The following is a 15420-nucleotide window of genomic DNA, read 5'->3' on the forward strand; positions in this document are numbered from 1 at the left end:
ATTCGCGAAAGGTCTTACATCATGTTCCGCCATGTCCTGCCACTCGCCTTGCCCGTCTCGCTTGTTGTTTTGCTCGCTGCTTGTGGCTCCGCCGAGGAAGTGAAAACGCCCCCTCGTCCGGCCTTGGTGGTTCAGCCCCAGCCTGCCGGCGAAACCGCCGACACCTTCCCTGGCGAAGTGCGGGCGCGACTGGAGCAGGATTTGGCATTCCGCATCGGCGGCAAGGTGACCAAACGCCTGGTTGATGTAGGCGCGCGGGTGAAGAAGGACCAGCCGCTGGCCGAGCTGGATCCGCAAGATGTGCAACTGCAACTGGAAGCTCAGCGCGCACAGGTGGCCGCCGCGACCGCCAACCTGCAGTTGGTGCGCAGCGAACGTGATCGGTACAAAACCTTGTTTGATCGGCAGATGGCCAGCCGCTCGCAGTACGACAACGCCGAAAACCTGTACCGCGCCGGCGAAGCGCGGGTGAAACAGGCCAAGGCTGAATTCGATGTCTCCAACAACCAGGCCGGCTACTCGGTGCTGCGCGCGACGCAATCGGGCGTGGTGGCGCGGCGGCTGGTAGAGGTCGGCAACGTGGTTGCCGCCGGGCAAACGGTTTACACCCTGGCCGCCGACGGCGAGCGCGAGGTGCTGATCAGCCTGCCGGAGCACAGCATCGAGCGCTTCAGCATTGGCCAAGAGGTGTTTGTCGAACTCTGGTCGCGTCCCGATATTCGTTATCCCGCACGCATCCGTGAACTGTCGCCAGCGGCCGATCCGCAGTCGCGCACCTACGCCGCCCGCGTTTCTTTCACTGCCGATAAAGTGCCAGCCGACCTCGGCCAGAGCGCGCGCGTGTTCGTGCCGGTAGCCGGTGAAGTGCCGCTGGCCATTCCGCTGTCGGCGCTGAGCGCCGAAGGCGGCAAACCCTTTGTGTGGGTGGTGGAACCGAAAACCGCCAAGCTGATGCGCCGCAGCGTCAAGGTCGGCCCGTATGGCGAAGACCAGGTGCCGGTGCTCGAAGGATTGCAAGCCACCGACTGGGTCGTCGCCGCCGGTGTTCAAGTACTGCGTGAAGGCCAGGAAGTTCGGCCGGTGGACCACGCCAATCGCTCGGTCAAACTGGCAGCGCAGGAGTAAGCACGGATGAGCTTCAACCTATCCGAATGGGCGCTGCGCAATCGGCAGATCGTGCTGTTCTTGATGTTGCTGTTGGCCCTTGTCGGCGGCCTGTCGTACACCAAACTGGGGCAGAGCGAAGACCCGCCCTTCACCTTCAAGGCCATGGTGGTGCGCACCCTGTGGCCGGGCGCCAGCGCCGAGGAAGTGTCGCGGCAGGTGACCGAGCGCATCGAGAAAAAACTGATGGAGACGGGCGAGTTCGAGAAGATCGTTTCGTTCTCGCGTCCGGGTGAGTCGCAGGTCACTTTTATGGCCCGTGATTCCATGAATTCCCGCGACATTCCCGAGCTCTGGTATCAGATTCGCAAGAAGGTCAGCGACATCCGCTACACCTTGCCGCAAGGCATTCAAGGCCCGTTCTTCAACGACGAATTCGGCACCACCTACGGCAACATCTATGCACTGACCGGCGAGGGTTTCGACTACGCCGTGCTCAAGGACTACGCCGACCGCATTCAGCTGCAACTTCAGCGCGTTAAGGACGTGGGCAAGGTCGACCTGCTCGGGCTGCAAGACGAGAAAATCTGGATCGAGCTTTCCAACGTCAAAGCCGCGACCCTCGGTTTGCCCATGGCGGCCGTGCAAAAGGCGCTGGAAGAACAGAACACCGTGGCCTCGTCGGGCTTTTTCGAAACGCCGTCAGACCGTATTCAGTTGCGCGTGACGGGGCGCTTCGAGTCGGTGGATGAAATCAAAGCCTTCCCGATCCGGATCGGCGACCGCACATTCCGTATTTCCGATGTCGCCGAAGTGCACCGTGGCTTCAGCGATCCGCCCGCGCCGCGCATGCGTTTCATGGCTCAGGACGCCATTGGGTTGACCGTGTCGATGAAGCCCGGCGGCGACATTCTGGTGCTGGGCAGCGCCCTGGAAAAAGAATTCGCCCGTATGCAGCAAACGCTGCCGGCCGGTATGCAGCTGAGCAAGGTGTCCGACCAACCCGCGGCGGTGAAAACCGGCGTCGGCGAGTTCGTTCAGGTGCTGGTCGAAGCCCTGGCCATTGTGATGTTGGTGTGCTTCTTCTCCCTGGGGTTGCGCATCGGTCTGGTGGTGGCGCTGGTGATTCCGCTGGTGCTGGCCATGACGTTCACGGCCATGTACTACCTGGGCATCGGCCTGCACAAAATTTCCCTTGGCGCGCTGGTGCTGGCGCTGGGGTTGTTGGTGGACGATGCGATCATCGCCGTTGAGATGATGGCGATAAAAATGGAGCAGGGGTACTCGCGCTTTAAAGCCGCGAGTTTCGCCTGGACCAGCACCGCCTTCCCGATGCTGACCGGCACGTTGATTACGGCGGCCGGTTTCCTGCCAATCGCCACCGCGCAATCGGGCACCGGCGAATACACCCGCTCGATCTTCCAGGTGGTGGCCATCGCGCTGCTGGTGTCGTGGATTGCCGCGGTGATTTTCGTGCCCTATATCGGCGAAAAACTGCTGCCCGACCTGGCCAAGCTGCACGCCGCCAAACACGGCGGCAGCGACGCCGGCCACGACCCGTACTCGACGCCGTTCTACCGCCGTGTGCGCGGGGTTGTCGAATGGTGCGTGGGCCATCGCAAAACCGTAATCGTGCTGACCCTGGCGTTATTTGCCGGCTCGATCTTTATGTTCAAGTTCGTGCCCCAGCAGTTCTTCCCGTCTTCGGGGCGACTTGAGCTGATGGTCGATTTGAAACTCAGCGAAGGCGCGTCGTTGAAGGCCACCGAAGAACAGGTTCGCCATCTGGAAAGCCTGCTTAAAGATCACCCCGGCATCGACAACTATGTGGCCTACGTCGGCACCGGTTCGCCGCGTTTCTACCTGCCGCTGGACCAGCAACTGCCGGCCGCCAGCTTCGCGCAATTTGTAGTGCTGAATAAGACCATCGAAGACCGCGAAGCCGTGCGCAAATGGCTGATCGAAACCCTGGCCAATGAATTCCCGACCCTGCGCACCCGCATCACGCGCCTGGAAAACGGCCCGCCTGTGGGCTATCCGGTGCAGTTCCGGGTCTCGGGTGAGCACATTGATGAAGTGCGCACCCTGGCGCGTGAAGTGGCGGACCGTGTGCGCGAAAACTCACACGTCACCAACGTGCATCTGGACTGGGAAGAACCGAGCAAAGTGGTGTACCTGAGCATTGATCAGGAGCGCGCCCGCGCCTTGGGCGTGAGCAGTGCCAGCCTGTCGACCTTCCTGCAAAGCGCCTTGTCGGGCAACAGCGTCAGCCAATACCGCGAAGACAACGAGTTGATTGAAATTCTGCTGCGCGGCACCGTGCGTGAGCGCCAACAGTTGGCGTTGCTGCCAAGCCTGTCGGTGCCGACCGACACGGGCCAGAGCGTGGCGCTGTCGCAAATTGCCACGCTCAAATACGGCTTTGAAGAAGGCATTATCTGGCACCGCGATCGTCTGCCGACGGTGACGGTGCGCGCCGATGTGTACGGCAAGGAACAGCCGGCCAGCATCGTCAAACAGATCCTGCCGACCCTCAGCGACGTGCGCGCCAAGCTGCCCGATGGTTACCTGCTCGACGTGGGCGGCACGGTGGAAGATTCCGCCCGAGGCCAGAACTCGGTGAACGCCGGTATTCCGCTGTTTATCGTGGTGGTGTTGGGGTTGCTGATGTTGCAGCTGAAAAGCTTCTCGCGCTCGGCCATGGTGTTTCTCACCGCGCCGTTGGGCCTGATCGGTGTGACCTTGTTCCTGCTGGTGTTCAACCAGCCGTTCGGGTTTGTGGCCATGCTCGGCACCATCGCTTTGTCCGGCATGATCATGCGTAACTCGGTGATTCTGGTGGACCAGATCGAGCAAGACATTAACGCCGGCCATGACCGTTGGCACGCCGTCATCGACGCCACGGTGCGGCGCTTCCGTCCCATCGTGCTCACCGCACTGGCGGCGGTGCTGGCCATGATTCCGCTGTCGCGCAGTACCTTCTTCGGGCCGATGGCCGTGGCGATCATGGGGGGGCTGATTGTGGCGACGGCGCTGACCTTATTGTTCCTTCCGGCCTTGTATGCCGCGTGGTTCAAGGTGCGACCGGAAGAGAAGGTCGCCGAGTAGAAACAAAAAAGCCCGGCCAATTGGCCGGGCTTTTTTGTGGCTGTCGTGGGCGTGGCTTACAGCGCGCCGAACACTTTTTTGGCCAGGCTGGTTGCCGCTGCCGCCGGGTTTTCGCGGATGGTGGCTTCCTGTTTAGCGATCATTTCAAACAAGCCATCGAGCGCTTTCTCCGTCACGTAGTTTTCGATATTGGCGCTTTTTGCATCCACAGCGCCAAGGGTCGCAGCCTGGCTGGCGAAGGCGTTGTACTGCTTAGCCAGGCCAACCTGGTCAGTGGCTTGCTTGACGATGGGCAAGAACTTGGCGCGAATCTGCTCGCGGCTGCTTTTGTTCAAGTATTGGGTGGCGGCGTCATCCTTGCCGGCGAGAATGCCTTTGGCGTCGGCCACAGTCATTTTCTTCACGGCATCTACCAGCAGCGCCTGAGCTTGCGGCACCGCGGCTTCGGCGGCTTTGTTCATGCTGGTTTCGAGTTGGTCGACCTGCGCGCCCATGCCCATCATTTTCATGGCCTTGGCGGCTTTGCCCAGTTTGCCGGGCAACTCGATGCGCACCTCGTCGTTGTTGCTGAAGCCGCCCGGTTTGCCGAGCTCTTTCACGGCAATTTGTGCACCTTGGGTCAGGGCATCTTTAAGGCCGCTGCTGGCGTCGGTTTGCGAGAGGTCGCTAATGGACAACGCGAACGCCTGCGCAGAAAGCGCAATGCCGGCGAGCAAGGTGGCGAAGGTGGCAGTGGAGCGAAGCATGGGCGCATTCCTGTTGTGATGAATGGCCGGAGCTTAGCTGAGCGCACCGCCCAAGCAAACCCGGGCGGTGTGTTGACGATGGTTACTGGCCCATCGGGCCGCGCAGGTATTCCGGCGGCAGGTAGAAGTACCAATACAGAATCGCCGACACCAGCACCGTGGTCAGCGTCAGCACGGAAACGCCCCACACGCTGGAGGCGAACAGGAAGCCTTGCTTCTGGTTATTACGCATAAAAGTGGGCAGGCCAACGTACAGCAGGAACGTTGAATAAGCGCAGGCGGCCAGTAGCACAAACACAGCCAACCAGCGGCTCGGGTAGAGCCCGGCCAAGCCGGCGACAAACAGCGGCGAGGCGGTGTACGCCGCGAAGCCGATGCATTGGTTCAAGGTGGGGCGGGCGTCGAATGTGCGGGACATCCAGCGGATGAAAAAGCCCATTAATGCCGTACCGATCAGCGTGGCGGCATAAATCATGGCGCTCAGGGCTATTGCACTGTCGGCAGTGAGGCGAACGGTCTCGTTCTCCGCCAGGCTCCAGCCCACACGGGTAGTGCCTATAAACAGGGCGAAGGGCGGAATCAACCCAAGAAAAATCAGATGCGGCCAGTAGTTACGGGGTTTCTCTTCCTCTTCCTTGCGGATTTCAGTCCAGACGCGGTCCGGCTGGGTGAAGAGTTTGATCAGGTGCGTACTCATCATTCGGGTCCTCGCGCAGATCGGAGCGACGTATCGATGGATGTCGCCCGGTTACAGGTTTAGACGCGACCTGCGCTGAGGGTTTCAAGAGTTTTTGCCGCTTCGGGCTCAACGGTTGGCAGACGATGGGCTGAGCATGACCACGGGGCGAATGTCGAAATCGCGGGTGAGGTAGTCCATGCGCGTCTCAGCGAAACGCTGCATATGCGGCAGCGCCGAGTGCACGTCGAGGTGCGCTTTGCTTTGCCAGATCTCATAAAAGATGAACAGCGTCGGGTCCTGGGCGTCGCGCAGCATGTGGTACTCGATGCAGCCCGGTTCCGCGCGGCTGGGTTCGACATAAGTGCTGAACAGCGCCTCGAAGGCATCAGACATTTCCGGTTTTGTGTAAGCGTGCAGGATAAAGCCGTAGGGTTGGTCGCTCATGTGAGTCGCTCCAAGGTGAGGTTGATTGCTGCAGTTTAAATGGGCAGTCGGTGAGCTATTCGTGCTTTTTGAGCAAATATCATTTGCGCCCCCTGCGGTTTTTCTCCTCGCGTGAGGCCGGTAGTCTGCCGGCCATCGACTCACTCACCGAGGTTTTCCCCGTGAAAAATATCCTTCTGCTTAATGGCGGCAAACAGTTCGCCCACTCCGATGGCCGCTACAACCAGACCCTGCACGACGCCGCGCTGAGCTTTCTCGATCGCTCCGGTTTTGACGTTCGCGAAACCTTTATCGACGGCGGCTACGACGTGGCCGAGGAAGTGCAAAAGTTTCTCTGGGCCGACGTGATCATTTATCAGATGCCGGGCTGGTGGATGGGCGCGCCTTGGACCGTGAAAAAGTACATCGACGAAGTGTTCACCGAAGGTCACGGCAGCCTGTACGCCAACGACGGCCGCACCCGCTCCGATGCTTCGCAGAAATACGGCAGCGGCGGCTTGCTGCACGGTAAGCAGTACATGATTTCCGCAACCTGGAACGCGCCCCAGCAAGCCTTCGATGACCCCACCGATTTCTTCGAAGGCAAAGGCGTGGACGCGGTGTACTTCCCGTTTCACAAAGCCAATCAATTCCTCGGCATGACCGGCTTGCCGACCTTTCTCAGCGTGGATGTGATGAAGCGTCCGAACGTGGAAGCTGATATCGCTCGTTACGAGCAGCACTTGGCGAGCGTGTTCAAGGTCTGACCTCGCAGCACGTAAGTGCCAGGAGACGGGAGGGCTGGCATTACAAGTGGCAGGTTGGCACTATGCGCGCCCGCCAACGTTCCAGGCGGCGACTATAAGGACATTCCGCGCAATGAAGTTCTCCCGTATTGCCGGCGCGTTGGCGCTGGCCGCTCTGGTGAGTGGCTGCTCCACCGCCGCCTATTTCAAGCTGCCTGAGCACAGCAAAGTCGAAATCTACAAACGCGACACCCAGTACAGCCAAGGGTTGATCAAAACCCGTCCGTTCGCCTGGAGTGCAGCGGGTGGCATTCCCTACAAAATCACCGACGACAACGGCGCCGTGTTGCAAGAAGGCAAACTGCGTGCGCGTTTCCGCGTGGGTTCGATTTTCTGGCCACCGTTCGCGATCATTTATTGGCCAATGAAATTCGGCCAGACCTGCTACGACCTGACCGGCGCATCGCCGCTGACCTGTACACATCAGGACATGATCGACCTGCGCCGCAATCAGCGTTTGCCGCGTTGATCGCCAAGCGTGGTGTTGGCAGGAATCGCGGCTAAAGCCGCTCCCCCAAACACCGCGATTTCTGTAGGAGCGGCTTCAGCCGCGATCCCTGTAAAAGGTGATCTACAGGCAAAAAAAGGGAGCGCTCAGCGCTCCCTTTTTCATTTCTGCCAAACCCTTACAACCCGTCCACCAAATCTTCGCTGCGATCCATCGCCACCTGGCGAATGGACAGCCGAATCTCTGCCGGCAACACGCGTTTGGCGGCGCCTTCAGCCAGCTCGTTAAGCAGCGGATGGTGGCTGAGCTTGCCGGCCTGGTCCTGACGCAGCACGCCTTGGTCGAGCAGCGTCTGGATGAAGTGGCGGAACAGGCTCTTATCGAAAAACTCCGGCGCATTCAGGCCGTGGAGAATCGACAAGCGCTGCGCCATCACCGTACACAGGTCTTCCAGCTCTTCCGCGCTTATGGTGTTCTGCCCGGCATTTAGCAGCAGGGCCGTGGCCATGTAGAAGCGCTGCAAGGTTTGCGCGATGGCGCGCGACAGCAGCGTCAGCAACACGAAATTGCGCGAGCTCGGCGCCGGGCGCACGTAGGCATCGTTCTCGAACTTCAGCAGCCCTTGCTCCACAAACGCTGCCAGCCATTGATCCACCACCGGCTCCAATTCATCCACGCTCCAGCGGATAAATAGCTCCGACTGCAAGTACGGATACAGCGCGCGGGTGTAACGCAGAATCTGCTCGCGGCTCATGCGCGCGCTGCTCTGGAAGAAGCTGGCGAGCAACGCCGGCAGGGCGAAAATGTGCAGCACGTTGTTGCGGTAGTAGGTCATCAGGATGGCGTTCTGCTCATCCAGATACAGAATCTTGCCCAGCGAATCTTTCTGCTCGGCGAGCAGCTTCATGCCTTGCACGTACTGAATCAGCGCCTGGCCGTCGCCCTCGGGCAGCGTGGTGTGCGGCGAATACGGCACGGCGCGCAGCAGCGTCAGGTACAGGTCGAGCACGCGGGTGAGGGCGCGGTCGTCGAGGGCCAACTTGCTGGTGGACAACAGCGCCAGCGCCACCAGGTTCACCGGGTTCACGGCCGCCGCCTCGTTGAGGTGCTGCGCCACGCGCTCGGACAAACGATGGGTGCTGTCGCTCAGCCACTCGGGGCGGTACTGCGGCCCCAGTTCCTGCTCGCGCCAGCCGGGTTGGTCGGCATCGAGGAATTCGGCCAGCTTGATTGGCTCGCCGAAGTTCACCCACACACTGCCAAAACGCTGCTTGAGCGCGCCGATGACTTTGAAAATATCGAAGATCGACTCTTTCTTCTTACTTGCCCCGCGCAGCTCGCCCAAATACGTGCGGCCTTCGAGCACGCGCTCATAACCGATGTACACCGGCACGAATACCACCGGCAGGCGGTTGGAGCGCAAGAAGCTGCGCAAGGTGATCGCCAGCATGCCGGTCTTGGGCTGCAACATGCGCCCGGTGCGCGAGCGACCGCCTTCCACAAAGTATTCAACCGGGAAGCCCTTGCTGAATAAGGTGTGCAGGTATTCGTTGAACACCGCCGTGTACAGCGGATTGCCTTTGAAGGTGCGGCGCATAAAGAAGGCGCCGCCACGGCGGAGCAGGCCGCCAATGACCGGCATGTTCAGGTTGATGCCGGCGGCGATATGCGGCGGTGTCAGGCCGTTGCGGAACAGCAGGTAGGAGAGCAGCAAGTAGTCGATATGGCTGCGGTGGCACGGCACGTAAATCACCTCGTGCCCCTGCGCTACGTCTTGCACGCCCTCGATGTGGTTGACCTTGATGCCGTCGTAAATCTTGTTCCAGAACCAGCTCAGCACCAGCTCCAGGAAACGGATGGCGGTATAGGTGTAGTCCGAGGCGATTTCGTTGCCGTAGCGCAGCGCCAGGGCTTCAGCTTTAGCCGGCGAGATTTTCTCGCGCTCGACTTCCTCGGCAATGGCTTGGCGCACCAACGGACCGTGCACCAGGCCTTTCACCAGATTGCGTCGGTGCGACACGTCCGGCCCAATGACGGCCGCGCGCTGGTTGCGAAAGTGCACCCGCAACAGGCGCTGCACCATGCGCAGGGTGCGCTCGTGGCCTTTGTCTTGCGCCACGATCTCGCGCAGGTGAATAGGCGCCGAAAACTGCACGCGGGTTTTGCGCCCCAGAATCAGAATGCTCACCAGGCGGCGAAGGCGCCCGGTCACGGCCCAGCTGTCGGCAAACAGCAGCTTCCACGGGCTGGTTTCGCGGTCGGGCGACTGCCCCCAAAACACGCTCACCGGCACGATTTGCGCGTCTTCCACGGCATGCTGATTCAGCGCGCCGACCAGGCGTACCAAGGTCGGCGAGGTGCCAGGCTTGCTCGGCGTGCCCAACCAACCCGGCTCGGGGTTGAGATAGAAGAATGCAGCCGGCTCAATCAGATCGCCAACGGCCACCGGCACCACGGGGCGCGGCAGGCCGGCCTTGGTGCACTCTCTGTCGAGCACCGCCAGGTCACTCAGCGACGGCTGTTGCAGCACATAGAGCACCGGTTTGCTGCGGTCGAGCTTGAGGGTAAAGGCGGACTGGTTGATGGTTTCCGAGCGCACCCAGAGATACAGGAGGCGGCGCAAGGTACCGAAGACGAGACGGCGAAACGGGGAGCGGGTCATACGGAGTCTGTCGAAATCGAGCCTCGGCTCGGGGACGCTAGTTTGCCGTATGAAGGGGCCGGCGGCAAAAGGCATCTGGCAGGCGAGCCACCGTCGTTTGAGGGCGCCACAGAGGCGGGGTTACGCCGCTTGCCGCAAGCGGGGGCTGAGCGCTTCGAACGCGCACCGAAATGTTACCGATGCCCACAGACGAGGCTGGGCTGAACGTCTTTTTCGTACGTGCGTACCTGACCTAAAAAGCGGCTGGAGCGCTCTATCACGAGGTGTGTGGCGCTTTGGCGGAAATTGCTTGGCAGGCTTTGTGCTTACGCAATCAGCCGGCGCCGCTTCGCTTCGATGTGCCGCCGCTGATCCGTCGATACCTCCTTCGAGAGGACATAAAAAAATGCGAGTTGGAGAAAGTAGTAATGGCTGAACGCGAGACAGGAACCGTTAAGTGGTTCAATGATTCCAAAGGCTATGGCTTCATTCAGCGTGAAAGTGGCGCCGATGTGTTTGTTCACTACCGCGCGATTCGCGGCGAAGGCCACCGGTCCCTGAATGAAGGCGATCGCGTTGAGTTTGCTGTAATCGATGGTCAAAAGGGCCCGCAGGCCGAGGACGTAACCAAAGGCTGAATGCTCCGGTTACCCAACAAAAAGCCCCGCTCGTGCAGGGCTTTTTGCTTTCAAACGTCAACAGCATCGCGGCTAAAGCCGCTCCCACAAGTTCTGCACCATCTGTAGGAGCGGCTTTAGCCGCGATCCCTGCAAACGACAGTCGTGGGCGCTCTGCTCAACTGGTATGCCAGGTAATCTCTTCTTCCCCATCCGCGCTGATGCGAATCCAGCGATCAGCCTGTTCTTCGGCCTCTTCCTCACTCCAACCACCCGGTGCGCAACGTACTTCCACGTTCAGCGCAGCGAAGGCGGCGCGGGCGCAGGCGAGGTCGTCGTCCCACGGGGTGATGTCGCTTTCCAGAAACAGGCTGTTCCACTTGCCCACGGCTTTGGGCAGCCAGGTCACGGGGATCAGCCCTTCGCTGGTGGTGATGCTGCATTTGTAGGTCTGCCCTTGTTGCCGCCACGCTGAACACGGGCCCAGCGCCTTACTCAGCCAGTCGGTGATGGCGTTGTGGTCGGCGTCTTTTATGTAGATTTCGATGTCGGGTTGGCGCATGGGGGTTCTCTTTGTTCGGGGCCTTACAGTGATGGAGGAAAGTCTCCGAGCGAAGGTCAGGCTAGGCAAAAACAAGCGAGGGTGCGGAGTTGGCTGTAGCCAATGAGCAACCCGAGCTTGTTTTTAACGACGCATGGCCGATGCGCAGGATCTTTCAAACTCGTTCAAACCAATCGTAGCGCATGGAAACGGTGACCTTCAGGGCCGCGGCGATTACTGCCTCACGTCGCTCGGCACTGGCGCGCCAGCCATGAGGCGTCATGGCCAGCAGGTCGGCGCGGGCTTGTTCGCTGTCCACGCTCAGGGTGAATTGCAGCGTTTCGCTGTGGGCGTGGCGCATGCCCTCGGGCACCAGGGCCAGGTGTTTGTCGTCGCTGTAGTCGCGCACCTGGTCGTAGAGCTTTTCGCGCAACTCCATCAGGTGCTCGTTGGTTGGGCCGATGCGCAGCAAGCCGCCGCCGGGGCTGAGCACGCGCTTGGCTTCCTGCCAGTCCAGCGGGCTGAATACGCTGATCAGCGCCTGGCAACTGGCATCGCTCAAGGGAATGCGCGCCATGCTCGCCACCAGCCACGTCAACTGCGGGCTGCGTTTGCACGCGCGCTTCACCGCCTCGCGGGAAATATCCAGCGCATAACCATCAGCAGCCGGCACGGCATCTGCCACGTGCGCGGTGTAATAGCCTTCGCCGCAGCCGATATCCAGCCAGTGCTCCGGCGCGCGTTCGGCCACAAGCTCAGCCAGACGCTTGACCACCGGCGCGTAATGCCCACCTTCGAGAAAGCGCCGACGTGCTTCGACCATGGCCTGGTTGTCGCCAGGTTCGCGGCTGTTTTTGTGCTGCACCGGCAGCAAGTTTAGATAACCCTGGCGTGCGCGGTCGAAGCGGTGGTTGGCCGGGCAGGCGACACCGTTATCGACCGCGTGCAGCGGCGCGCTGCAAATGGGGCAGGCGAGCATCAGGCGAGCAGGTTGACGAGGGTTTGGTAGTAGATCTCGGTGAGGGTGTCGAGATCGCTGGCCAGTACCCGTTCGTTGATTTGGTGAATGGTGGCGTTAACCGGGCCGAGCTCAACGACTTGTGTGCCAAGGGTGGCGATAAAGCGCCCATCGGACGTGCCACCGCTGGTGGACGGCTTGGTGTCGCGGCCGGTAACCGACTTGATCGCCGCCGCCACGCCATCGAGCAAGTCGCCCGGTTCGGTAAGGAATGGCAAGCCCGACAGCGACCACTCCACATGCCAGTCCAGGCCGTGTTTGTCGAGAATCACCGCCACGCGCTGCTGCAATCCCTCAACCGTGGATTCGGTGGAGAAACGGAAATTGAACACCGCCTCCAACTCGCCGGGAATGACGTTGGTGGCGCCGGTGCCGGCGTTGAGGTTGGAAATCTGGAAGCTGGTCGGCGGGAAGAATGTATTGCCGTCGTCCCAATGCTCGGCGGCCAATTCGCTCAGGGCCGGCGCGGCCAGGTGAATCGGGTTTTTCGCCAGGTGCGGATAGGCCACATGGCCTTGCACGCCGCGCACGGTGAGCTTGGCACCGAGCGAGCCGCGGCGGCCGTTCTTGACCACATCGCCCACCAGGGTGGTGCTCGACGGTTCGCCGACAATGCACCAGTCCAGCCGCTCGTTTCGTGCCGCCAAACGCTCGACAACGGCTTTGGTGCCGTGATGCGCCGGGCCTTCTTCGTCGCTGGTAATCAGAAAGGCGATGCGCCCTTTGTGGTTAGGGTGGTCCGCCACAAAGCGCTCCACGGCGATGATCATCGACGCCAGACTGCCTTTCATATCCGCCGCGCCACGGCCGCAGAGCATGCCGTCTTCATCAACCTTGGCATCGAACGGCGCGTGCTGCCACGCCTGCAGTGGGCCAGTCGGCACTACGTCGGTGTGGCCAGCGAAACACAGCACCGGACCTTCGCCGCCGTGGGTCGCCCAGAAATTATCGACGTCTTCGATGCGCATCGGCTCGATGGCGAAACCCAGCGCCCGCAGCCGCTCGATCATCACCGCCTGGCAATCGGCATCCACCGGGGTAACCGAAGGACGGCGGATCAGATCGCAAGCCAATTGCAACGTGGGCGAAAGGGGGGACGAAACGACGGTCATGAAGCAGCTCCAACGGCGGCGTACGAATTGGGGGGGGGGGGCATTCTAGCAATATCGAAGCGGGGTGCCTCGGGTAAAAGCGTCGTCACCAGGCAGCCCAAGGTTAAGACCAAAGGCTGCACTTGTGTGGGAGGCGACGTTAGTTTCCCTGTTATGCCGTTCGCCGCCGCTGGCCAGGAGTGGGGTTGGCTCGCTCGTTTATAAGTGGGTGTCTGCTCCGCTGTCGAGCGAACCTTCCTTTACCTTGAAGCTGTTTTCGTCCCTGCCCAACATCTTTCCCAGTTGGCTTAAAACAACGTCGGTCGAAAGAGTCGGTTTGGCCGGGTCAAGCAGAAGATAAACCTTGGTTGGAATATCGGAACGGAAGTTTGGCGCGATACCAGATTCGTAATGTAGGCCCTTCGAGTCGCCTGCAAAAGTAATGCTACTTGAGGGATGCGCGGCCTGTATTTTGGTTACTTCAGCTGCCGCCTTATCCCCTACAAGATTCACGATTACATGGCTTCTATTTTTCCGTTCCTGGTAAATCCCTTGTGAGTTGTTCGGCTGGTCATGTTCAGGTACGAACTTGAAAGGATGAGCGATTGACGCGCCTGCATGGCTGGCTTTGGGTTGAGTGAGCGATGGGAAGTATTCTTTACCGGATTGAAGGTCTGTGAACATTGGCATGATCTGATGAACTCGATCTTCGGGTACGTTTAGAAGCTCTTGTAAAGCAGGATTCAGGGTGCCTTGATTGGAAACGGAGGTTTTTAGGTGATCCAGTCCGAACAGCCCAAGTGTGCCGGCGGCAATCTCATTTCCATCGGGCTTTATCCGGTTGGCCATGTCCAAGTTTCGCAGGTGAAAAGAATCGCCATCGTACAAGGCTGTACTTTTATCATCGATGTGTTCAACGAGCGTCCTGCCTCCGTCGACGAAGGCTATTTGAGTTCCTGAGCTAAGCGCATGAGTAGCTAGGGTGTTGTACTCGTCAGAGCCTACTGCTGCGGTTGCTTCGCTGAATAAATACTGCGCCTGATGGAAGGTTTCCGATGCAGTATCGCTAGGCTGAAAATTGGCAAGGTAGTTTTCCAGGGAGGCCCATCCAGAACTGTTTAGCTTGTCGGCGAAGGGCTTTATTTTTTCTTGCCAATGTAGAACTGCCTCGATGTGTTCTGAAGACTCTCCCAGCGCTGGAAGGAGGGGAGCGAGCGCCTCAAAGGAAGGTATATTTTTTTCCATCATATAGTTGCTGATGTTGGCGGCCTTTCCATCATGCAGTAATTCGCTCAGCGGCGGAGCCTCGAGTAGCAGTCGCGTAACTTTATTTTCTGAAATAAGCTCCTTGATCAAGAGTGGCGCTTCGGGCCACATATGGTATTCGCCCAACAGCACGGGCCCGGAAGTTAGTTGCTCGGTAATTACCAGTTTTACTTGATCAAGGTACTCTTTAGAGTTTTGGCTGATCATTCGCTCCGCTCTGGCCTGCGCTATAAAGTCGGGCGCCTGCGAGGGCGAGGAAAGGATGGCAAGTGGTGGACCGAGCGCCGCCGCAGCGTCTTCGTCAGCGGCCATGGAGTTAGTGAGTTCGGTATCAGTCGTGACGTTTTGCTCAGGACTTTTTTTCTCCCGCGTGTACTGGCGTTTGCGGGCTATCGAGGTAGATTTTTCTGATTGAAAAATCAGCCAGATCTGCATCTAGCATGAAGGACGTATACATAAGTAGACGGTCTAATATCGCACTGTCGCTGCTCTCTTTACCAAATAAATACACTTTGGTAGGAAGGTCCATGTTGATCCTTTGTCCTGAGACGTATTGGACGCCTTGCGTGTCGGAGGGCTTGAAGATGATGCTGGACGACGGACGTTGCTCGGCGATCTCGATCACCGGCACGCCATTGACGGCGCTGGATACCGTGGCGCCGGTGCTGCGATCCAGCAGAATTTCTGCGGTGGCCCAGCTCGGAACAGCGGCCACCCACATAGAAAGTGCGAGATGCTTAATCGAAAAAGCCGGCGGTTTAGGTGCAACTGCACTAGTAGCAGGCCCCTGCCGCTGCCCAGGTTTGCGTTGGGCGCGAGTGATTTCGGCGACGGGAATAAAAAAGCCCAGAGGCTTGCTGAAAATAAGACGAAAGCAGTGTTTGTTCATGGCCGGGTCCGTAAAACTTGAGTTTCCAAAACACTAAAGGAGG

The 15420-nt window shown here is 59.7% G+C and carries 14 protein-coding genes; 5 read left to right on the forward strand and 9 right to left on the reverse strand.

Features of this window, described 5'->3' with window-relative positions; all coding sequences use genetic code 11:
* Nucleotides 1-21 precede the first annotated feature (21 nt).
* Together ACZZZP_RS04365 and ACZZZP_RS04370 are read left to right on the forward strand one after the other, a co-directional pair.
* Entirely contained in the window at nt 22-1125 is a 1104-nt protein-coding gene (locus tag ACZZZP_RS04365; protein ID WP_122492714.1) for an efflux RND transporter periplasmic adaptor subunit, read from the forward strand.
* 6 nt (nt 1126-1131) lie between these two features.
* Complete coding sequence (locus ACZZZP_RS04370; RefSeq protein WP_463381919.1) at nt 1132-4212, forward strand: efflux RND transporter permease subunit; 3081 nt, start codon at nt 1132-1134, stop codon at nt 4210-4212.
* 56 nt (nt 4213-4268) lie between these two features.
* Here the strand turns inward: ACZZZP_RS04370 and ACZZZP_RS04375 are convergent, their stop codons facing one another.
* The 3 genes from ACZZZP_RS04375 to ACZZZP_RS04385 form a co-directional block, all read right to left on the reverse strand.
* Nucleotides 4269-4958, reverse strand: a complete 690-nt coding sequence (locus ACZZZP_RS04375) for a DUF4197 domain-containing protein (RefSeq protein WP_463381920.1) — start codon at nt 4956-4958, stop codon at nt 4269-4271.
* Between the two features lie 82 nt (nt 4959-5040).
* Nucleotides 5041-5655, reverse strand: a complete 615-nt coding sequence (locus ACZZZP_RS04380) for a Yip1 family protein (protein WP_122492711.1) — start codon at nt 5653-5655, stop codon at nt 5041-5043.
* A gap of 108 nt (nt 5656-5763) precedes the next feature.
* Entirely contained in the window at nt 5764-6081 is a 318-nt protein-coding gene (locus ACZZZP_RS04385) for a putative quinol monooxygenase (RefSeq protein WP_463381921.1), read from the reverse strand.
* 161 nt (nt 6082-6242) lie between these two features.
* Between ACZZZP_RS04385 and mdaB the strand changes: the two genes are divergently transcribed.
* Nucleotides 6243-6827 carry an NADPH:quinone oxidoreductase MdaB gene (mdaB, locus tag ACZZZP_RS04390; RefSeq protein ID WP_463381922.1) on the forward strand — a complete coding sequence of 195 codons (585 nt, stop codon included), beginning with the start codon at nt 6243-6245 and terminating at the stop codon, nt 6825-6827.
* Between the two features lie 112 nt (nt 6828-6939).
* Nucleotides 6940-7335, forward strand: coding sequence for a hypothetical protein (locus ACZZZP_RS04395; RefSeq protein ID WP_122492709.1), 396 nt, complete (start codon nt 6940-6942; stop codon nt 7333-7335).
* 157 nt (nt 7336-7492) lie between these two features.
* Here ACZZZP_RS04395 and plsB read toward each other — a convergent pair whose 3' ends face one another.
* Nucleotides 7493-9976, reverse strand: coding sequence for a glycerol-3-phosphate 1-O-acyltransferase PlsB (gene plsB, locus ACZZZP_RS04400; protein WP_122492708.1), 2484 nt, complete (start codon nt 9974-9976; stop codon nt 7493-7495).
* A gap of 407 nt (nt 9977-10383) precedes the next feature.
* Here plsB and ACZZZP_RS04405 point away from each other — a divergent pair, with 407 nt between their 5' ends.
* On the forward strand, nt 10384-10593 hold the full coding sequence (locus tag ACZZZP_RS04405) for a cold shock domain-containing protein (protein WP_110616040.1): 210 nt from the start codon (nt 10384-10386) through the stop codon (nt 10591-10593).
* Between the two features lie 157 nt (nt 10594-10750).
* Here the strand turns inward: ACZZZP_RS04405 and ACZZZP_RS04410 are convergent, their stop codons facing one another.
* The 5 genes from ACZZZP_RS04410 to ACZZZP_RS04430 all read right to left on the reverse strand — a co-directional run bounded on the left by ACZZZP_RS04410 (nt 10751) and on the right by ACZZZP_RS04430 (nt 15377).
* Complete coding sequence (locus ACZZZP_RS04410; RefSeq protein WP_122451951.1) at nt 10751-11134, reverse strand: hypothetical protein; 384 nt, start codon at nt 11132-11134, stop codon at nt 10751-10753.
* A gap of 154 nt (nt 11135-11288) precedes the next feature.
* Nucleotides 11289-12092, reverse strand: a complete 804-nt coding sequence (locus tag ACZZZP_RS04415; RefSeq protein WP_463381923.1) for a putative RNA methyltransferase — start codon at nt 12090-12092, stop codon at nt 11289-11291.
* Nucleotides 12092-13243 carry a succinyl-diaminopimelate desuccinylase gene (dapE, locus tag ACZZZP_RS04420; RefSeq protein ID WP_122492705.1) on the reverse strand — a complete coding sequence of 384 codons (1152 nt, stop codon included), beginning with the start codon at nt 13241-13243 and terminating at the stop codon, nt 12092-12094. The genes ACZZZP_RS04415 and dapE overlap by 1 nt, the downstream gene beginning before the upstream one ends.
* Before the next feature lie 198 nt (nt 13244-13441).
* Nucleotides 13442-14923, reverse strand: coding sequence for a hypothetical protein (locus ACZZZP_RS04425; RefSeq protein WP_463536294.1), 1482 nt, complete (start codon nt 14921-14923; stop codon nt 13442-13444).
* Complete coding sequence (locus ACZZZP_RS04430; RefSeq protein ID WP_463536295.1) at nt 14838-15377, reverse strand: ESPR-type extended signal peptide-containing protein; 540 nt, start codon at nt 15375-15377, stop codon at nt 14838-14840. The genes ACZZZP_RS04425 and ACZZZP_RS04430 overlap by 86 nt, the downstream gene beginning before the upstream one ends.
* Nucleotides 15378-15420: the final 43 nt, after the last annotated feature.

Source organism: Pseudomonas sp. AC211 (genome assembly GCF_979258055.1).